The 19,854-nt window shown below is 71.2% G+C and carries 15 protein-coding genes; 6 read left to right on the plus strand and 9 right to left on the minus strand.

The genetic code is table 11. From position 1 onward, the window contains the following. Window positions 1–11: 11 nt before the first annotated feature. Together mshB and AMA02S_RS10970 are read right to left on the minus strand one after the other, a co-directional pair. Window positions 12–911 carry an N-acetyl-1-D-myo-inositol-2-amino-2-deoxy-alpha-D-glucopyranoside deacetylase gene (gene mshB / locus AMA02S_RS10965; RefSeq protein WP_067455663.1) on the minus strand — a complete coding sequence of 300 codons (900 nt, stop codon included), beginning with the start codon at window positions 909–911 and terminating at the stop codon, window positions 12–14. Window positions 912–970: 59 nt separating this feature from the next. After that, window positions 971–2,389: a serine/threonine-protein kinase gene (locus tag AMA02S_RS10970; protein WP_067455665.1), complete on the minus strand. Its 1,419-nt coding sequence runs from the start codon at window positions 2,387–2,389 to the stop codon at window positions 971–973. 178 nt (window positions 2,390–2,567) lie between these two features. Between AMA02S_RS10970 and AMA02S_RS10975 the strand changes: the two genes are divergently transcribed. Beyond that, entirely contained in the window at window positions 2,568–4,649 is a 2,082-nt protein-coding gene (locus AMA02S_RS10975; protein WP_067455668.1) for a S9 family peptidase, read from the plus strand. Between the two features lie 12 nt (window positions 4,650–4,661). Here the strand turns inward: AMA02S_RS10975 and AMA02S_RS10980 are convergent, their stop codons facing one another. Together AMA02S_RS10980 and AMA02S_RS10985 are read right to left on the minus strand one after the other, a co-directional pair. Beyond that, the gene (locus AMA02S_RS10980) at window positions 4,662–6,392 is read right to left on the minus strand and encodes an ABC transporter ATP-binding protein (protein ID WP_067455671.1); all 1,731 of its coding nucleotides are present in this window, start codon (window positions 6,390–6,392) and stop codon (window positions 4,662–4,664) included. Further along, the gene (locus AMA02S_RS10985) at window positions 6,389–8,119 is read right to left on the minus strand and encodes an ABC transporter transmembrane domain-containing protein (protein ID WP_067455674.1); all 1,731 of its coding nucleotides are present in this window, start codon (window positions 8,117–8,119) and stop codon (window positions 6,389–6,391) included. The genes AMA02S_RS10980 and AMA02S_RS10985 overlap by 4 nt, the downstream gene beginning before the upstream one ends. A 387-nt stretch (window positions 8,120–8,506) precedes the next feature. Between AMA02S_RS10985 and AMA02S_RS10990 the strand changes: the two genes are divergently transcribed. The 4 genes from AMA02S_RS10990 to AMA02S_RS11005 all read left to right on the plus strand — a co-directional run bounded on the left by AMA02S_RS10990 (window position 8,507) and on the right by AMA02S_RS11005 (window position 13,444). Further along, complete coding sequence (locus tag AMA02S_RS10990; RefSeq protein ID WP_245667449.1) at window positions 8,507–9,673, plus strand: PP2C family protein-serine/threonine phosphatase; 1,167 nt, start codon at window positions 8,507–8,509, stop codon at window positions 9,671–9,673. 386 nt (window positions 9,674–10,059) lie between these two features. Next, complete coding sequence (locus AMA02S_RS10995) at window positions 10,060–10,749, plus strand: succinate dehydrogenase cytochrome b subunit (RefSeq protein WP_084265084.1); 690 nt, start codon at window positions 10,060–10,062, stop codon at window positions 10,747–10,749. 2 nt (window positions 10,750–10,751) lie between these two features. Next, window positions 10,752–12,689: a fumarate reductase/succinate dehydrogenase flavoprotein subunit gene (locus tag AMA02S_RS11000; RefSeq protein ID WP_067455681.1), complete on the plus strand. Its 1,938-nt coding sequence runs from the start codon at window positions 10,752–10,754 to the stop codon at window positions 12,687–12,689. A 2-nt stretch (window positions 12,690–12,691) separates the two neighbouring features. After that, window positions 12,692–13,444, plus strand: coding sequence for a succinate dehydrogenase/fumarate reductase iron-sulfur subunit (locus tag AMA02S_RS11005; RefSeq protein ID WP_067455684.1), 753 nt, complete (start codon window positions 12,692–12,694; stop codon window positions 13,442–13,444). 57 nt (window positions 13,445–13,501) lie between these two features. Here AMA02S_RS11005 and secY read toward each other — a convergent pair whose 3' ends face one another. Beyond that, the gene (secY, locus tag AMA02S_RS11010) at window positions 13,502–14,791 is read right to left on the minus strand and encodes a preprotein translocase subunit SecY (protein ID WP_084264977.1); all 1,290 of its coding nucleotides are present in this window, start codon (window positions 14,789–14,791) and stop codon (window positions 13,502–13,504) included. 146 nt (window positions 14,792–14,937) lie between these two features. Further along, window positions 14,938–15,408, minus strand: coding sequence for a hypothetical protein (locus AMA02S_RS11015; RefSeq protein ID WP_067455687.1), 471 nt, complete (start codon window positions 15,406–15,408; stop codon window positions 14,938–14,940). 192 nt (window positions 15,409–15,600) lie between these two features. Here AMA02S_RS11015 and AMA02S_RS11020 point away from each other — a divergent pair, with 192 nt between their 5' ends. Then, window positions 15,601–16,869, plus strand: coding sequence for an MFS transporter (locus AMA02S_RS11020; protein WP_067457003.1), 1,269 nt, complete (start codon window positions 15,601–15,603; stop codon window positions 16,867–16,869). Between the two features lie 5 nt (window positions 16,870–16,874). Here the strand turns inward: AMA02S_RS11020 and AMA02S_RS11025 are convergent, their stop codons facing one another. The 3 genes from AMA02S_RS11025 to AMA02S_RS44965 form a co-directional block, all read right to left on the minus strand. Then, entirely contained in the window at window positions 16,875–17,876 is a 1,002-nt protein-coding gene (locus AMA02S_RS11025) for a LysR family transcriptional regulator (protein WP_067455690.1), read from the minus strand. Between the two features lie 78 nt (window positions 17,877–17,954). Further along, a complete protein-coding gene (locus AMA02S_RS11030; protein ID WP_067455692.1) occupies window positions 17,955–18,695 on the minus strand; it encodes a Crp/Fnr family transcriptional regulator in 741 nt (246 codons plus the stop codon). Window positions 18,696–18,934: 239 nt separating this feature from the next. Further along, window positions 18,935–19,789: a VOC family protein gene (locus tag AMA02S_RS44965; protein ID WP_369688385.1), complete on the minus strand. Its 855-nt coding sequence runs from the start codon at window positions 19,787–19,789 to the stop codon at window positions 18,935–18,937. Window positions 19,790–19,854 lie beyond the last annotated feature (65 nt).

Genomic DNA, 19,854 nt, shown 5'->3' on the forward strand with positions numbered 1-19,854 from the left:
TATCCATCGGCTCAGTCACGCGCGTCCGACAACCCGGCGAACAGGTCGCGTTCCCGCCGTCCCGGGCCGACCGGCCCGAGCTCGCCGTCCTGGAGGATGAAGTACTCGGTGCCGAACGCCTGCTGGCCGAGGTTGTTCGACAGGGCGAAGAACGGCCCGACCCGCTCGGGGGCCACGACGATCTGGGTGCGGTGGGCGCGCAGCGCGTTGAGCTTGGCGGGCAGGTGGGCGCGGGCGTCCACGGCGGTGGTGACCTCGTCGTCGGCGACGCCGCTGCCCAGCTCGTCCAGCCCGGCGACGCGCGCGAACGGCAGCTTGGCCTCGCGCATCACCGCGATGGCGCGGGCGAGCACGATGCGCGGCGTGGCATAGGCGTAGAACTTGGCGGCGCGCCACGGCTGGGCACCGTCGTCGTGGGACGGGTCGGCCGCGAGCTCGAAGGCCCGCCGCGTGACGCGGTGCGCCTGGATGTGGTCGGGGTGCCCGTAGTTGCCCCGGTCGTCGTAGGTGACGATCACCTGCGGCCTGACCTCGCGGATGACCGCCGCGAGGTCGGGTGCGGCGGCGGCCGGATCCGCCTGCCAGAAGCAGCGCGGGTCGTCGTTGGTCGCGGCGCCCATCATGCCGGAGTCGCGCCAGCGGCCCGGCCCGCCGAGGAAGCGGTGATCACGGACGCCGAGCGCCGCGCACGCCGCCTCCAGCTCCCCGATCCGGTACGCGCCGAGCCTGTCCTCCTTGTCGGAGGCCAGGTGGCGCAGCTCGTCGGGGATGACCTCACCCTCCTCGCCCAGCGTGCAGGTGACGAGACAGACGTGGGCGCCCTCGGCGGCGTACTTGGCCATGGTCGCCCCGGTCCCGATGGACTCGTCGTCCGGATGGGCGTGGACGAACAGGATCCGCGGCTCCTTCATAGACAACGAGCCTACTCAGGACGAGAACCCCCGGCGTTCGCCGCCCTACTCGGACCGTCCTAATCGTCGCTGTTCGACCCACCGTCTCCGCCGCCACCACCACCGCCGCCACCGCCGGAGGTGGGGGTAGTCGCGGGTGTGGTCGGCGGAGTCGGCGTGTCCGTGGGCTCGCTGGTCGGCGTGGTGTCGGGAGTGGTGGGCTCGGTCGTCGGGGTCGTGGGCGACTGCGTGTCGGGCCTGCGGGTGCGGGACCGCGTCGGCTCCGGCTCCTGGGACTGTTCTTCGGACGGGGTCTCCGATGCCGATTCGGACTCGGAGACCGACGGGGAGACGGGCGTGGTCGGGTCGTTGTTGTTACGGTTCGCCATGAACAGGCCCACGACGAGCGCGAGTACCGCGATGGCGGCGACGGCGGCGATGATCGGCAGCTTGGACTTGCGCTCGGGCTCGAAGCCGTCGTAGCCGGTGCCGCGGGTACGGCCGCCGTACGGCGGCTGCTGGACCGGCGGCAGCGTCCCGGTGTACGCGGCGGGCGACACGCGCCGCGTCGCCCCGCCGGGCGCACCGGCTCCGGGCATCATCGCGGCCGCCCCGGCGCCCGCGGCGAGCGTCGAGCCCTCCGCCAGCATCGTGGTGGCCTGCGCCGGGTCGTCCATGCGGGTCTGCCCGGCACCGCCCGGCCCGCTGCCGATCAGGGCCATCATGAGCTGCTGCGCGGTCGGGCGCCGCTCGGGTTCCTTGACCAGGCACGCGGCGATGAGCCGGTGCAGGTCGGCCGGGACGCCCTCCAGCGACGGCGGCTCATGCATCACCCGGTTGATCACGGCGACGACGGTGTCGTCACCGAACGGCGGGCGGCCGGTCGCGGCGAACACCAGCGTGGTCGCCCACGCCCACACGTCCACCGCCTCGGTGAGCGTGGCGCCCGCCACCTGCTCGGGTGCCATGTAGGACGGGGTGCCGATCGCCTTGGTCGCTGCGGTCTGCCCGGTGTCCAGGGCCCGCGCGATACCGAAGTCGATCACTCGCGGCCCGTCCGGCGCCATGATCACGTTGTGCGGCTTGAAGTCGCGGTGCACGATCCCGGCCTGGTGGATCGCCACCATCGCGGTCGCGGTACCGATCGCGAGCCGGTCCAGCGGGGCTCCGGTGATCGGGCCGGCGTCGGTGACCTGCTTGTACAGCGACGGGCCCGGCACGTACTCGCTGGCGATGTAGGGCTGATCGCCCGCGACGTCGGCCTCCAGGACCTGCGCGGTGCAGAACCGCGCGACCTGCTTGGCCGCCTGCGCCTCGCGCACGAACCGGTTGCGCGCGGACGCGTCACCGGCCAGATCGGCGCGCAGCAGCTTGATCGCGGCCCGGTTCCCGGAGGCGTCGAGGCCCGCGTAGACGACCCCCTGGCCGCCCTCGCCGAGCCGTTCGACGATCTCGTACGAGCCAAGCCGCCGGGGATCTCCCGGCTGCAGCTCCGGCATGGACCACTCCTTTAGCACCCGCGACGACAACGTGGTTGGGGAGGCTTTGAGCTTACGCGAGCGCGGACCGGACCACGGGTCGTTCCCGCCCGCACGGCGACGACCCGTGATCATACGGGCACGCGCAAGCCGTGCGCCGTACATCCGGGGCGTTGCGGGGCTGGCAGACTCAGATGCCATGAGCATCAGCTATCCGCGGCAGAGCGCCCGCACCCGCCGGTTCACCCTCGGCGTCCCGCGCGCCTTCCAGATCGCGCCGGACGGGACGCGCGTGGCCTTCCTGCGCACGAGGGCGGGCGACGACCCGGTCACCTGCCTGTGGACGCTGGACACGGCCACCGGCGAGGAGCACCTCGTCGCCGACCCGTCCGCGCTGGACGTGCCGGGCGAGGAGAACCTGCCCGCCGAGGAGCGGGCACGGCGCGAGCGCGCCCGCGAACAGGCCGGCGGCATCGTCGGGTACGCGACCGACCGCGGGATGCGGCAGGCCGTTTTCACCCTGGGCGGGCGGCTGTACGTCGCCGACCTCGACTCGGGCCGGGTCCGGGACCTGCCCGCACAGTCACCGGTCTTCGACCCCCGTCCCGACCCGGCCGGGCGCCGCGTCGCCTACGTGTCGGGCCGGACGCTGCGGATCATCGAGATGGACGGCACCGGCGACCGGGAACTCGTCCGGCCCGAGACCGACCAGGTGTCCTACGGCCTCGCCGAGTTCGTCGCGGCCGAGGAGATGGGCCGCATGCGCGGCTACTGGTGGTCGCCGGACGGTGCGACGCTGCTGGCCGCGCGGGTCGATGAGACGCCCGTGCACCGCTGGCACATCGCCGACCCCGCCAACCCCGACCGGACGCCCGCCGAGATCGCCTACCCGGCGGCCGGCACGCCCAACGCGCTGGTCTCCCTGGTGCTGTTGAAGGTGGACGGCGGGCGGACCGCCGTCGCCTGGGACCGCGGCGAGTTCCCCTACGTGGTGACGTCCGTGTGGGACCGGCACGGCCTGATGATCGTCGTGCAGCCGCGCGACCAGCGGTCCCAGCGGGTGCTGAGAGTGGACCCGTCCAACGGCGAGACGGCGCAGCTGCACAACGAGCACGACCCGGTCTGGACGGACATCGTCCCCGGGATCCCCGCCCGGACGAACGGCGGCGACCTCGTCTGGATCACCGAGGACCGCGAGACCGACACCCGCCGGCTCACGATCGGCGGGAAACCGGTCACGCCCGGCGGCCTGCAGATCCGGTCGGTCCTCGCGGTGGAGGACGAGTCGGTCCTGTTCACCGCCTCCGAGGAGCCCACCGAGATCCACGTCTACTCCTACGACACGGGCGAGGTCTCGCGGCTCACCGAGGGGCAGGGCGTGTTCGGGGGCACCCGCTCCGGCGGCGTCACGGTGATCACCGGCTCCCGCCTCGACCAGACGGGCGCGCAGGCCGAGGTGCGCGGCCCGTCCGGCACGCACCCGGTCGCGTCCTTCGCTGAGACACCGGTGATCACACCGCGGGTGGAGCTGCTGCGCACGGGTGACCGCGAGATCCGCACCGCCGTGCTCCTGCCGGACGGCTGGGAGCCGGGCCACGGCCGCCTGCCCGTCCTGCTCGACCCGTACGGCGGGCCGCACGCGCAGCGGGTCCTCGCCGTACGGCGGATGTACTGCGAGGCGCAGTGGCTGGCCGACCAGGGCTTCGCCGTCGTGATCGCCGACGGCCGCGGTACCCCCGGGCGCGGCCCGGTATGGGAGCGCGCGGTGCGCGGCGACTTCGTGGGCCCCGTCCTGGAGGACCAGATCACCGCGCTGATCGAGGCGGCCCGCCTGCACCCCGATGCGTTCGACCTCGACCGCGTCGGCATCCGCGGCTGGTCGTTCGGGGGCTGGCTCGCGGGGCTGGCCGTCCTGCGCCGTCCGGACGTGTTCCACGCGGGCATCGCCGGCGCGCCCGTCACCGACTGGCGGCTGTACGACACGCACTACACCGAGCGGTACCTCGGCCACCCCGACGAGGAGCCGGAGGGCTACGCCGCCAACTCGCTGATCGAGATGGCCGGCGGCCTGGAGCGGCCGCTGATGATCATCCACGGGCTGGCCGACGACAACGTGGTCGCGGCACACACGCTGCGCCTGTCGTCGGCGCTCGTGGCGGCGGGACGCCCGCACACCGTCCTGCCCCTGTCGGGCGTGACCCACATGACCCCGCAGGAGGTGGTGGCCGAGAACCTGCTGCTGATGCAGGTCGACTACCTGAAGACGGCGCTCGCCCGCTGACCGCGGCGCGGGTCAGCGGCCGCCGTGCCAGGACGACCAGAGCGCGGCGTACGAGCCGTCCTCGGCGATCAGCTCGTCATGGGTGCCCAGCTCGGTGATCCGTCCGTCCTCCACCACGGCGACGCGGTCGGCGTCGTGGGCGGTGTGAAGGCGGTGGGCTATCGCCACGACGGTCCGGCCCTCCAGGACGGCGGCCAGCGAGCGCTCCAGGCGGCGGGCGGCGCGCGGGTCGAGCAACGACGTCGCCTCGTCCAGCACCAGCGTGTGCGGGTCGGCCAGGACCAGCCGGGCCAGCGCGAGTTGCTGCGCCTGCGCGGGCGACAGCGTCTCGCCGCCGGAGCCGACGACGGTGTCCAGGCCGGGACCGTCCCATTCGACCGCCTCCAGGACCTGCGTGATCTCGGCGTCGGACGCCCCGGGCCGGGCCATGACGAGGTTCTGGCGGAGCGTGCCGCGGAACACGTGGTGCTCCTGCGTGACCAGGGCGACGTGGCCGCGCAGCTCGTCCAGCGGCAGCCCGGTCAGCGGGACGGCCTCGCCGGCGCCGACCGTCACCGAGCCGGAGCGCGGGCCGTCCACCCCGGCGAGCAGCCGGCCGAGTGTGGACTTGCCCGCACCACTCGGCCCGACCATGGCCAGCCGCTCCCCCGGCCGCAGATCCAGGTCCACCCCGTGGAGCACGTCCAGGCCGGGACGGTAGGAGTAGCGTACGTCGCGTGCGGTGAGCCGTTCGCCGTCGGGTCGCCGGTCGTCCGGCCTCCGGTCGGGCGGGACATCGCCCACGCCGAGCAGCCGGGCCAGGGACGCGCCGCCGAGCTGGAGCTCGTCCAGCCAGGACAGCATCGTGTCCACCGGCTCGATGAGCTGCTGCGCGTACAGTGTCGCCGCGGTCACCTGCGCGAGAGACGCCATGCCGTTCATGTAGAGCAGGCCGCCGACCAGCAGCGTCGTCACGACGGGCAGCACGAACCCCATCTCGGCCACGGGGTACAGGACCATGCGCAGGCGCAGGGTGTACCGCTCGGCCTTGTAGGAGTTCCGGATATCGTCGTCGCCGCGCGCATGCCGGCGCTGTTCCAGGCCGAGGGCCTCGACCGTCCGGGCGCCCTGGACGGTCTCGGTCAGCCCGTCCGCGATCCGCGACCACGACGCGTTCTCCCGCAGGTAGCCGCCGTGGGCGCGGGGCAGGTACCAGCGCATCACCACCACCAGCATCGGGACGGCGACCAGCGCGGGCAGGGCGACCAGCGGGCCGTTGAGCAGCAGCGCGCCGACCGTGAACCCGCCCACCACGACGGCCACGAGCGTCTCGGGCATGGCGTAGCGGACGGACGTGCTCAGCGTGTCCACGTCCCGGGACGCGCGGGTGACCAGGTCACCGGTGCCCGCGCGCTCGACCCGCGACAGCGGCAGCGCCAGCACCCGGTCGACGAACTCCTCCCGCAGCTCGGCCAGCACCCGCTCGCCGAGCGACGCCGACGCGAGGTAGGCGTACCGGGCCAGCACCGCCTGGACGATCACGAACCCCGCGATGGCCAGGCCGGTCGTGTCGATGGCCGCGCTGCCGTCGCGGACGTTCTCGACGAGCTCGCCGAGCAGCCGCGGCGTCACCAGGCCCGTCACGGCGGCCAGCGCGTGCAGGGCCAGCACCGCGGCGAGGTACCGCGGATGCCGCAGGACGAGCCGCCGCGCGTACGCGCGCACCTGCGCGGGTGTCGCGACCGGCAGTGTCTCGGCGCTCACGTTCCCGTCTCCGCACTCACGATCTTCGTCCTCTCGGTGGCCTCTCCCCGCGTGACGGTGGCCGCGTAGCGTTGCTCGGTTGCCAGCAGTTCGCGATGCGTCCCTTCCGCGACGACACGGCCGCCCTGGACGAAGACCACGTGGTCGGCCTGGTCCAGAAGCAGCGGGCTCGTCGTGCACACCACGGTGGTGCGACCCGCGCGCGCTTGGCCGAGCCTCTCGGCGATCCGTGCCTCGGTATGGGCGTCGACCGCGCTGGTGGGCTCCACCAGGATGAGGACGTCGGGGTCCGCGGCGAGCGCGCGCGCCAAGCGCAGGCGCTGCTGCTGGCCGCCGGAGAACTCCCGTCCCGCCTCGGCGACGTAGGTGTCCAGTCCGGCGGACTCGATGACGTCCTCGGCGCAGGCGGCCCGGATCGCGGCGCGCAGCGCAGCCGGATCGCCATCCGGCTCGTCCGCCGGTGCGAGGCTCTCGGCGAGGGGACCGGAGAAGAGGCGGTCCTCGTTCACCGCGACCAGGATCCGCTTCCGGACGTCCGCGACCCTGTCCAGCGGCACGCCCCCGAAGTCCACCTCACCCTCGGTGTACCGCCCGAGCCGGTCGGCGACGGCCTGCGCGTCGCGCGGGTCGGCCGCCGCGATCGCGGTGACCCGATTCGGCCGCACGACCAGCCCGGACGCGATGTCGACCAGGTCCGCGGAGGCGGCCGGGCGGGCCGAGCCGGTGGCCGGCAACGCGGGATCGATCGCCAGCAGCTCGGTGACCCGTCCCGCCGCCACCAGCCCCTTGGTGATCTTGCCCGCGGCCTCGCCGAGGGTCTTCAGCGGCACGATCAGGAACACGGCGTAGCCGTAGAAGGTGACGAGCTGGCCGACACCGATCGTCCCGTCGGCGGCGAACCGGGCGCCGACCCAGGTGACCAGCGCGATCAGCAGGCCGGGCAGCAAAACCTCGGCTCCGTTCAACCGCGTCTCGGCCCGCGCCGCCGCCACGCCCGCCGCGCGGACCCGCTGCGAGTCGGCGTGGTAGCGGCGGGAGAACAGCGGCTCGCCGCCGATGCCGCGCAGCACCCGCAGTCCCGCGACCAGGTCGGTGGCGTGCGTGCTCAGCTCGCCGACCAGCTCGCGGTGCTCCATCTCGCGGTCGCGGTAGGGGCGCAACAGCGGCGCCGCGACGAGCAGGATCAGCGGGACGCCCACCAGCACGATCAGGCCCAGCGGCAGCGACGCCGTCAGCAGGATGCCCGCCACGACGACGATCGCGACCACGGCCCCCGAGCCGCGGGACACGATGTCCAGGGTCTCCCCGATGTGGGCGACGTCCGACAGGCCGATGCTGACCACCTCACCGGCGCTCAGCCGCTTCGGCAGCGTCCCGCCGAGCCGGGTGGCCTGCCGGGTGACGAGCTGGATCGTCCGGTAGGCGGCCGCCAGGAAGTTGAACACCGAGTAGCGGTGCCGGACGGCGCCGGTCACCGCCTGGACGAGCCCGAGGCCGAGCAGGACACCGGACCATGTCACCAGGGCGCCCTCGTCCCGGGCCACGACGCCGTCGCCGATGGCGCGGCCGATCGCGGCCGGCATCAGGGCCTGGCTGAGCATCCAGAGCACCCCGAGCGCCGCGCCGGCGGCGCAGGTGCGCCACTGGACGCGGACCAACCACAGCAGGTACCGAGCGGGTGATCTTCGATCGGGGCTGCCTGGATCTTTTTCCGGCAACGGTTTCACCGGACGAAGATACGCATCAGATCCGGCGAAGTTCGAACAGTTTTCCCGGAGCGGGCCAGAACGGTAAGACCTGTGGTCACGCCGTGCGCGGGACCTGTGCGACGTCTCCGGATGGCAGTCCCGGGGGGTGCGTCGGGCCGAGCGGAGGCGCTAAGGTCGGTCTGTACGGAGCGAAGCCTCACCGCTCCTTGAGCCGGGAACCTGGCGGCTAGGCAGACGCCGCTGCCCCGGCGCGGTCCGGTCCTCCCATTCCTGCGCGCTGGAATAAACCGGAACGGTCCGGCCGTTGCCAGTGCCGTTGCCATGCCGTCGCCAGCCCCGACTTCCGGAAGCCTTGTGAGCACAACGAGTCACCAGACGCATTCCCTCGCGCCAGGGGCAGAGGACATGATCGACCTGCTCCTCATCGACGACGACCCCGCCGACGTCCTCATGGTCGAGAAAATGCTCGCCGACAGCGGCCTGGACATCCAGATCACCGTTGCGAGCGACCTCACCGCCGCCCGGCGCAGGCTGACCCGACGCACCCAGTGCATCATCGTGGACCTGTCCACCCCCGGCATCGACCGGTTGGACGGGCTGCGGAACGTGCTGGCCCTGTCCGGACCCGCCGCCGTCGTCGTGCTGACCGGGCTGGACGACGCGCACCTCGGTGTGCGGGCGGTCGCCGCGGGCGCCGAGGACTACCTGGTCAAACAGGAGGTGGACGGCCCCCTGCTGGCCCGTGCCATCCGCTACTCCATCGAGCGCAAGCGCGCCGAGGAGACCGAACGGCGGCTGGTCGAAGCCCGCATCCTCGGCCGGGAGAACGCACGGCTGGAGCGCGGGCTGCTGCCCGTCCCGCTGATCGACGACCCGTCGCTGCGGCACCACACCCGCTACCGGCCCGGCCGGCGGCGGGCACTGCTCGGCGGCGACTTCTACGACACCGTGCAGACCGAGGGCGGCGCCATCCACCTGATGATCGGCGACGTGTGCGGCCACGGCCCGGACGAGGCGGCCCTCGGCGTCCAGCTCCGGATGGCGTGGCGGACGCTCGTGCTGGCCGGGCACACCGGCGAACAGCTGCTCGGTACCCTCGACACCGTCCTCGGCCACGAGCGGCGCAGCGAGGAGATCTTCACCACCCTCTGCATGATCACCATCGCGCCGTCGCGGCGGACGGCCCGGATGCACCTGGCCGGCCACCCGGCGCCGCTGCTGTTCCGGGAGCCTCCCGGCAACGGCGGCCCCGAGGTCGCGGCACTCCCCGAGTACGCGCACGGCCCGGCGCTCGGCCTGATGCCCGCCGCCGAATGGCCGACGACCGAGATCGACCTCGGCGATTCCTGGGGGCTGATGCTCTACACCGACGGCCTGATCGAGGGACGCGTCGGCGAGGGCTCCGCCCGGCTCGGCACCGACGGCCTGGTCGAACTCGCGCGCGGCGCCCGCCGCAAGGGCGCGACCGGCCGGTCCCTCATCGACGAACTGGTCACCGAGGTCGAGCGTCTCAACGGCGACGCCCTGACCGACGACCTCGCCGTCCTGCTGCTGTCGAGACGGCAGCGTTAATTTCAATCCCGACCCAAGGGACTCGCCTAGCGGCTCGCCCCTTGATCGTGCTTGGGCGAGCGCGTCATCGCTTCGCGATCTTCCCGGCGGGGGCTCGCCTTCGGCTTTGCCCCCGCCGGTCAGCCATCGCGCTCGCGTGACGGCTTAGGTCGTCGTGGACAACCTTCGACGCCTCCTTGTGGGGATCGACGTCTCCATGCGGGGGGCCAATGTCGGGTGCGTCACGGGATGGATGGGTTCCCTGGTCCGGTATGAGGTCACTCACCTTCGTGTTCGGTTCGTGACGGGTCATCGGGCCTGGTCGCTCGCTTCATAGCCAGAGGCTATCGAAACGAGTGCTCTGATGACTTGGAACTCTTTCCCCAGGCAGACGTACCGTGCGCGGTGTGGCTATAGCGATACCTGCGATCTACCGATCGACCGTCGGCAAGAAGGCCGTCATGGCCGTGACCGGCGGCATCCTCGTGCTGTACCTGGTCGCGCACATGATCGGGAACCTGAAGATCTTCCTGGGCGCGGAGGACTTCAACCACTACGCGCACTGGCTTCGGACGATCGGGGAGCCCGCGGTTCCGCACCGCACCGTCCTGACGCTCGTCGAGGTGGTGCTGGGGGTCTCGGTCATCCTGCACATGTGGTCGGCCGTGTCGCTCGCCCGCCGCGCCTCCGCCGCCCGTCCGGTGAAGTACAAGGCGAAGAAGAAGTCGCACGCGCAGGGCTATGCCACCCACACGATGCGGTACGGCGGCGTCATCATCGCGATCTACGTCGTCTGGCACCTGCTGGACCTCACCTTCTTCGTGGTGAACCCCAAGGGCTCCGACGCCACCCCGTATGACCGGATGGTCGCCGACTTCGACCCGTCCCGCTGGTACATCACGCTCTGGTACGTCGTCGCGCTCCTGCTCGTCGGTCTGCACCTCAGACACGGCATCTGGAGCGCGTTCCAGACGCTCGGGCTGCGCACTCCGCGCAGCGAGCGGGCCCTGCGGGGCCTCGCCGGGACCGTTGCCACCGTGGTGACGCTCGGCTTCATCTCCGTCCCCCTGTCCATCACGTTCGGGTGGGTGAGCTGAACATGACCGACGGCTTCTACAAGTCCGGCGAGCCGATCGCCGACACCAAGGCCCCCGCCGGTCCCATCGAGGACCGCTGGAAGACGCGCAAGTTCGAGGCCAAGCTCGTCAACCCGGCCAACAAGCGCAAGAAGAAGATCATCATCATCGGCACCGGGCTGGCGGGCGGTTCGGCCGGCGCGACCCTCGGCGAGGCCGGCTACCAGGTTCAGCAGTTCTGCTTCCAGGACAGCCCGCGCCGCGCCCATTCGATCGCCGCGCAGGGCGGCATCAACGCCGCCAAGAACTACCGCAACGACGGCGACAGCGTGCAGCGGCTGTTCTACGACACGGTCAAGGGCGGCGACTTCCGCGCCCGCGAGTCCAACGTGCACCGGCTCGCCGAGATCTCCACGCAGATCATCGACCAGTGCGTCGCGCAGGGCGTCCCGTTCGCCCGCGAGTACGGCGGCCTCCTCGACAACCGTTCCTTCGGCGGGACGCAGGTCTCCCGTACTTTCTACGCCCGCGGCCAGACCGGCCAGCAGCTCCTGCTCGGCGCCTACCAGGCCCTGATGCGGCAGGTGGAGGCCGGCAACGTCGAGCTGTACCCGCGGCACGAGATGCTCGACCTGATCATGGAGGACGGCCGGGCCCGCGGCGTCGTCGTCCGGAACCTGATCGACGGCGAGATCAAGCACTACACCGCGGACGCCGTCGTCCTGGCGTCCGGCGGCTACGGCAACGTGTACTTCCTGTCCACGAACGCGATGGGGTCGAACGTCACCGCGTCGTGGCGCGCGCACCGGCACGGTGCCCTGTTCGCCAACCCGTGCTACACCCAGATCCATCCGACCTGCATCCCGGTCAGCGGCGACCACCAGTCCAAGCTGACCCTGATGTCGGAGTCGCTGCGCAACGACGGCCGCGTGTGGGTGCCGAAGAAGGGCGGCGACGAGCGGCGCCCGTCCGACATCCCCGAGGACGAGCGCGACTACTACCTGGAGCGCATCTACCCGTCCTTCGGCAACCTCGTCCCCCGCGACATCGCCTCCCGCGCCGCCAAGAACGTCTGCGACGAGGGGCGCGGCGTCGGACCCGGCGGCCTCGGCGTCTACCTGGACTTCGCCGACGCGATCGGACGGCTCGGCCGCGACACGGTCGAGGCCAAGTACGGCAACCTCTTCGAGATGTACGAGCGCATCACCGGCGAGAACCCCTACGACACGCCGATGCGCATCTACCCCGCCGTCCACTACACGATGGGCGGGCTGTGGGTGGACTACGATCTCCAGTCCAACATCCCCGGCCTGTTCGTGATCGGCGAGGCGAACTTCTCCGACCACGGGGCGAACCGGCTCGGCGCGTCCGCGCTGATGCAGGGGCTCGCGGACGGCTACTTCGTCCTGCCGAACACCGTCGGCGACTACATCGCCCGCACCGAGCTCCCCCCGGTGACCAGCACCGCGATCACCGAGGCCGAGACCCGGGTCTCCGCGCAGATCGAGCGGCTCCTGTCCATCGACGGCGACCGCTCCGTCGACTCCTTCCACCGCGAACTCGGCCACCTCATGTGGGAGTACTGCGGCATGGAGCGTACCGAGGAGGGCCTGCGCAAGGCCCTCGACCTCATCCCCGCGCTGCGCGCCGAGTTCTGGGCGCGCGTCAAGGTGACCGGCAAGGGCGAGGAGCTCAACCAGCAGCTGGAGAAGGCCGGCCGCGTCGCCGACTTCCTGGAGCTGGGCGAGCTGATGGTCATCGACGCGCTGCACCGCACCGAGTCCTGCGGCGGTCACTTCCGCGCCGAGAGCCAGGACGAGGACGGCGAGGCCCAGCGCGACGACGTCAACTTCGGCTACGTCGCCGCCTGGGAATGGGCCGGGGAGGGCGCGCAGCCCGTCCTCCACAAGGAGGCCCTCGAGTTTGAACACGTCAAGCCGACTCAGAGGTCGTACAAGTAATCATGAAGCTCACACTGCGCGTCTGGCGCCAGAGCGGTCCCCGGGACAAGGGCGGGATGGTCGAGTACAAGCTCGCCGACATCTCCCCCGACGCCTCGTTCCTGGAGATGCTGGACGTCCTCAACGAGAAGCTCATCGCCGCGGGCGAGGAGCCGGTGGCCTTCGACCACGACTGCCGCGAGGGCATCTGCGGCATGTGCTCCCTCGTCATCAACGGCACCCCGCACGGCCCCGAGCGCGCGACCACCACCTGCCAGCTCCACATGCGCAAGTTCAAGGACGGCGAGGTCATCGACGTCGAGCCGTGGCGGGCCCGCGCGTTCCCGGTCGTCAAGGACCTGGTCGTGGACCGCTCGGCGTTCGACCGGATCATCCAGTCGGGCGGCTTCATCAGCGCCCCGACCGGCACCGCCCCGGAGGCGCACTCCACGCCCGTCCCGAAACCTGATGCCGACGCCGCCTTCGAGGCCGCCGAGTGCATCGGCTGCGGCGCGTGCGTCGCGGCCTGCCCGAACGGCTCCGCCGCCCTGTTCCTCGGCGCCAAGGTCACCCACCTCGGCCTGGTGCCCCAGGGCCAGCCGGAACGCTGGGACCGCGTCGTGTCCATGCTCGACACCCACGACGGTGAGGGCTTCGGCGGCTGCACCAACACCGGCGAGTGCACCGTCGCCTGCCCGAAGGGCATCCCGCTGGACGTCATCGGGCGCCTGAACCACGACTATCTGAAGGCCACCGCGGGCGGCAAGAAGAAGTAGTCCTCTCACGCCCGATCCCCGCCCGGTCATCGTCTTCCGGGCGGGGCCTTCTCCGGGTCAGCCGCTGAGGAAGCCTTCGTAGTTGCGTTGCTGAAGCTGGCTCTCGATCTGCTTGACGGTGTCGAGGCCGACGCCGACGACGATGAGGATGGCCGTTCCGCCGAAGGGGAACTGGTCGCCGACGTCCAGCAGCGCCAGGGACACCATGGGGATGAGGGCGACGAGACCGAGGTACACGGCGCCCGGCGTGGTGATCCGGGTGAGGACATGGTCCAGGTACTCGACGGTCGGCCGGCCCGGGCGGACACCCGGCACGAACCCGCCGTACTTCCTCATGTTGTCGGAGACCTCCGTGGGGTTGAACGTGATCGCCACGTAGAAGTACGTGAAGAAGACGATCAGGACGAAGAACACCGCCATGTGCCAGGGGTTGGCCTGCTGGAGATAGGGCTGCACTCTCTGGAGCCACTTCACGTCCGGCCACAGTTGCGTGGCCAGGACAGGCAGGTACAGCAGCGACGAGGCGAAGATGACGGGGATGATGCCCGCCTGGTTGACCTTCAGCGGGATGTAGGTGGACGTGCCGCCGTACATGCGGCGCCCCACCATCCTCTTGGCGTACTGGACGGGGATGCGGCGCTGGGCCTGCTCCACGAACACGACACCGGCCATGATGGCCAGGCCCACGATGATGACCAGCGTGAAGACGAAGCCGTGCTTGGTCTTGTAGATGCCCCACAGCTGGCCGGGGAAGACGGCGACCACCTGGGTGAAGATCAGGATGGACATGCCGTTGCCGACGCCGCGCTCGGTGACCAGTTCGCCCAGCCACATGGTGACGGCCGTGCCGGCGACCATGCAGACCACCATCGTGGCGATCGGGAGAATGCCCTCGTCATGGAGGACGTCCCCGGACGACCGGAACAGCTGACCGCTGGACGCCATGGCGACGATGCTGGCGGCCTGCAGGATCGCCAGCCCGACGGTCAGGTAGCGGGTGTACTGGGTGATCTTTGTGGTGCCGGACTGCCCCTCCTTCTTGAGCGCCTCCAGGCGCGGGATCACGACCGTCAGCAGTTGCAGGATGATGCTCGCGGTGATGTACGGGTAGACGCCGAGCGCGAACACCGAGAGCTTCAGCAGCGCGCCCCCGCTGAACAGGTCGAGCAGGCCGTAGAGCTCGTTGCCCTCCTTGGCCGCGTCCGACGCCTCCTTGACGGCCCGTACGTTCACGTTCGGCGCGGGCAGGTTCTGGCCCACGCGGAACACCACGACGATGAACAGGGTGAACAGCAGTTTCTTGCGCAGATCGGGCGTCCGTACGGTCCGCGCGAACGCGGTCAGCACGCCGCGTCCACGGCCGGTCGTTTCTGGGCAGGGCGATTCTGGGCAAGCGTCGGGAACGCTCGCCGCATGGCGATGCGGTTGATGACAAGCCTCCATACGGGTACGCCGCAGCGTCCGCAGGGCACTGCGGCGGATGACTGTGAGCGTCAGAAACCCGTGCTGGTGGGAGGCCCTCGTACCTGGACGGCCGACAGGTGAGCGGACGGCAACGCCATCGTGCGCGATGCGATGGCACCGGCCGGATACGTTCCTGGACGGGCAGCCGCGATCTCCGAGGGCAGGGCGGCGTGCTGGGCATGTGCCCCTGTTTGGAAGAACGGCTCGGTGTGGAAGAACGGCTTCGTGCCGGCGGACGGCCGGTACCGGTGCCACCGGTAGGCCGCGTCCGCCGTGGCGAAACGGTTCCAGACGGCCGTCGAGCGGCGGTCCCGGTTCGCGGCCGCCGTCCTGGCGGCGTCCCTGCTGCCTGCGCTGTTGGCCGCGGCGGCGGTGCCGGCGCGGATCACCTCGGCGACGCCGGAGCCGGGGACGATCGAGAGCGTCGCGGTGACGGCGAACCCGAAGAAGCCCGCCAGCAGCATCAGCAGACGCTGATGCCGGGAGGTGTGGCCGTTCACACCCACCCTCCCCTCGGCCGTCCCGTCCTACGAACCGTACATCGCGTCCGGGGCGAGATCACCATGAACGGCGCCATCCCGCCGTGTCGACCTTTTCCGTCTTCGGATGCGATGGCCAGATCCTCACGAAGGTTGACATCCAGCGCACTTTCTCCAGGCCGGCCCGTCCCGCAGAGTGACCGGGTGATCAGAATCTCTCACCTGCACAGGGCCTGGCCGGTGGCGGCGGTCGCGTTCATCGCGCTGGTCGGCGCGGCGGGGTTTCGGGCGACGCCCGGCGTTCTCATGGTGCCGCTCCAGGACGAGTTCGGCTGGTCGCGCGCCACGACGTCGGCGGCGGTGTCGGTCAACCTCGTCCTGTACGGGCTGACCGCGCCGTTCGCGGCGGCCCTGATGGACCGGTTCGGCGTCCGCCGGATCACCGCCGCGGCGCTGACGCTCGTGGCGGCGGGCAGCGGGCTGACCGTGTTCATGTCGGCGAGCTGGCAGCTCGTCCTGTGCTGGGGCGTGCTGGTGGGCCTCGGGACGGGCTCCATGGCGATGGTGTTCGCCGCGACCGTGGCGGGCCGCTGGTTCGTACGGCACCGCGGCCTCGTCATCGGCGTCCTGACCGCGGGCGGCGCCGCCGGACAGCTCGTCTTCCTCCCGGTGCTGGCGTGGCTCGTGGAGGCGCACGGCTGGCGGTCGGCCTCGCTCACGGTGGCGGCGGCCGCGCTGCTGGTGGTGCCGCTGGTCGTGCTGGTCCTGCGCGAGCGTCCATCGGACGTGGGGCTCCTGCCCTACGGCGCCACCACCGAGGAACCCGACCCGCCACGGACCGGTGACGCCGCCCGTACGGCCCTCCGCGCGCTCTCCGGGGCATGGCGGACGAAGGCGTTCTGGCTCCTTGCCGGCGGGTTCTTCATCTGCGGGGCCTCGACGAACGGCCTCGTCGGCACCCACTTCATTCCCGCCGCGCACGACCACGGCATGACCGAGACCACGGCCGCCGGCCTGCTTGCCCTGGTCGGTGTGTTCGACATCGTCGGGACGGTGGCGTCCGGATGGTTCACCGACCGGCTCGACAGCCGCGTCCTGCTCGGCTGGTACTACGCGCTGCGCGGCCTGTCGCTGCTCGTCCTGCCCGTACTGTTCGCCGACTCGCCGCATCCGAGCATGCTCGTCTTCGTCATCTTCTACGGCCTGGACTGGGTCGCGACGGTCCCGCCCACGATCGCGTTGGCACGTGAGGTGTTCGGGCCGTCCGCGGGCACGATCGTGTTCGGATGGATCTTCGCGTCCCACCAGCTGGGCGCCGCGGCCGCCGCGGCGGTGGCGGGACTCCTTCGCACGTCGCTCGGCTCGTACACGCTCGCGTGGTGGGGTGCGGGCGTGCTGTGCCTGTTCGCCGCGGGAATGTCGATGTCCATAGCGCGCAGCCCGGTGGCACGTGCGAAGGTGCCCGAGCCCGCCGGCACCTGATCGGCTCAGTCGTTGACGAGGTTCTCGACCCCGGCCGGAAGGCTGCCCGCGAGACCCGCCTCGATGAGGAACGTCTCCAAGGTGTCCTGGAAGGCGCGCGCCGCGTGGGTCAGTTCGACATCCTTGCGGTGGGCCAGCGCGATCGTCCGGAGGAGACCCGGGCCATGGTGGCCGCGCCTGGGATGCTCGTCGTCCTCGTCCAGGACGAGCGGGGTCCCGCGCAGGCCAGGCCGTCCGGCGAGCACCATGCTGGGGACGACCGCGACCCCGAGGCCCGCCTCGACGAACCGCAGCACGGCGTCCATCTCACCGCCCTCCACGGCGAACTTGGGCTCGAACCCGGCCGCTCTGCACGCGCTGATCGTCGCCTCACGCAGGTCGTACCCGGACCGGAACATCACCAGAGGACGGTTCCGCAGATCCTCGATCCGCAGGAACGACCGGCGCGGCATGTGCGCGGCCTTGGCCGGACGCTCGCTCGTCCCCGGACCGGCGGGTGAGGCGACCACCAGGTATTCGCGCAGTATCGGAGTGGTGTCCAGCGGCGGATCGCCGTGCAGCGGCAGGATCACCAGGGCCATGTCCAGGGACCCGCGGGTCAGCTCCCGGACGAGGTCGCGCGACCCGCCCTCCTCCACCAGCAGCTGGATGCCCGGGTAGGCGTCGTGGAAGCGGCGCAGGACGTCCGCGAGCAGGCCCGCGCAAAGGGACGGCGTCGCGCCGAGGCGCACCCGTCCCCGCCGGAGCCCGGCCAGCTCCTGCACCTCCACCCGCGCGGTATCGACGTCGGCGAGGATGCGCTTGGCCAGCGGCAACAACGCCTCGCCCGCGGGGGTCAGCGTGATGTTCCCCCGGGCGCGGCTGAACAGCGAGACGTTCAGCTCGGTCTCCAGAGCACGGATCTGCTTGGACAGTGACGGCTGTGCCACATGCAGCAGCTCGGCGGCCTGGGTGAAGTGGCGTACCTCCGCGACCGCGACGAAGTAGGCGAGCTGCTGCAACTGCATCCTGCACAGAGTACGGGTCACACTCCAGAGCGCTCGTAGGCGCCCGCCCCATCCCGGCTGTTCAGCCCCTTGCCCGGGTCACTTGGCGTGTCGCCGGAGGGCCTGAAGGTCGTGGACGATGACACGCCGCCGTCCCGTCTCGATCCACCCGTGGCGGCGGAGCGTGCGCAGCGCCTTGCTGACGGCCTCCCGCGAAGCCCCCACCCAGCCCGCCAGCTCCTCCTGCGACAGGTTCAGCGTAATGCGGACGCTCTGGCCGCCCGGGCCCATCCCCGCGGCGCCCGCCTCCCCGTTCGGGCCGCTGCCCGCCGTCCCGGCACGGCGCTCGTACGGCACGCCGAATCGCTCGGCCAGTTCGACAAGACGCTGCGCCACCCGGCCGGTCGCGTCGAACATCCCGAATTCGACCCGTTTGCGGTCAGCGTCACGCCATCGCTGACACAGCGTCCGCATGATGAGAATGGACACGCGGCCATGCGCCTGAAGGAACGCCATGAACTCCTCCGCCGTCACGGCGAGCGCCTGCGCGGGTTCCAGCGCCGCGACCGTCGCCGAACGGGGAAAACCGTCGATCGCGGCGACCTCCCCCAACAGCGCGCCTGGCCCGCGCACCGCCAGCAGGGCCTCACCCCCATGCTCGCGGTAGGAGAACGCCTTGACCCGCCCTTTCAGCAAGACGGCGACCCAACTCGACTGCTCCCCCTCGATGAACAGTGTCTCCCCCCGGTCGAAGTCACGGACGCGACCGCGTGATTCCAGCTCGACGCGTTCCGCCGCGGTGAGTTCGGCAAGGAACGAGCCCGGTTCAAGGGCGCTCATGCCCCCCACGCTAAAGGGAACGGGGTTCCATATGTCACCCAGTCAAGAATCACGAATGCGTCACGCGTTGTGTGCACTTCTCCCTATTCGGTGTCCTGGGGGTACGCGAGGGTTGGACCCGGCGTGTGCGGCCGGGAGGCCGCCCTACGGCCACGGCGTTCATTGGGGAACGGCGGTACGGCGGGCGGCGGTCCGGGGGCGCGCCGCCCGCTGTGTTGTCCCCCATGCCGTCCGCGGCGCTATGCGCCCTGGTCAACCCCACGAATGGGCTGGCCGACACCGTGCAGGTTCCCCTCGCTGTCACGGAACCACGCGGCCCGCTCGCCGCGTCCACCGGCGGACGGATAGTTCCCGGTGACCTCGGTGATCCCGTCCACGGTGCGCAGACCGGGAACGTCCACGTCGTCGAAGACCACCCCACGCTGCCGCAACTCGGCGACCACCGCATCGATGTCGTCGACCCGCCAAGCCATCTGGGTGTGCTCCCCGGACGGGCGGCCCGCCGACTGGAAGACCGAGAAGCCGCCGCTGCGGGTCTCGTAACGCAACCCGCCGGGACGGGTCTCCACCGGCTCCAGCCCGAGCTTCTCGGCGTAGAACCGTCTCGCCCGGTCGAGATCCTGCGCAGGCAACCTGCAGGAGACGGACGCGTCCGCGAGCGACCAGGCGGCCCGCTCCTGACCACCAGCCCGTTCGGCGCGCTCCCGGCGGGCCGCCCAGTAGGCGTCCGTCAACTCGATGATCTGGACGTGGTTGCCGTCCGGGTCGATCGCGGTCCCGAACCAGGCCCCCACCTGATCGCGGTACTCCAGCGGAGCCAGCCACGTCACGTCCATGCCGTCCAGGTGCCGTGCCACCGCGCGCGCATCGTCGACATGCACGTTCAGGATCACGCGCGACGGCTCCACCGCCTTGCCCGCCACGTCGTCCCGTCCGTCCACGAGTAGCCCGACCCCGCCCAGATGGAGGAACCCGTCCGTGTCGGCGGCCACCCCGAACGCCTCCTCGTACCAGGCGCGCAACTGGTCGGGCTCCGTACTGGCCAAGAGCACGCTGCCGATCTCGGGCACCGATCGCCCCGTCGTTCGTGTCACTGCTCCCCCTCGGGTCGTTGACGTCCCATCACCGTGCAGACCCTTCGTCCCCCCAGAACTCATCG

It is taken from the genome of Actinomadura macra NBRC 14102, assembly GCF_001552215.1.
GTDB classification, from domain to species: Bacteria; Actinomycetota; Actinomycetes; order Streptosporangiales; family Streptosporangiaceae; genus Spirillospora; species Spirillospora macra.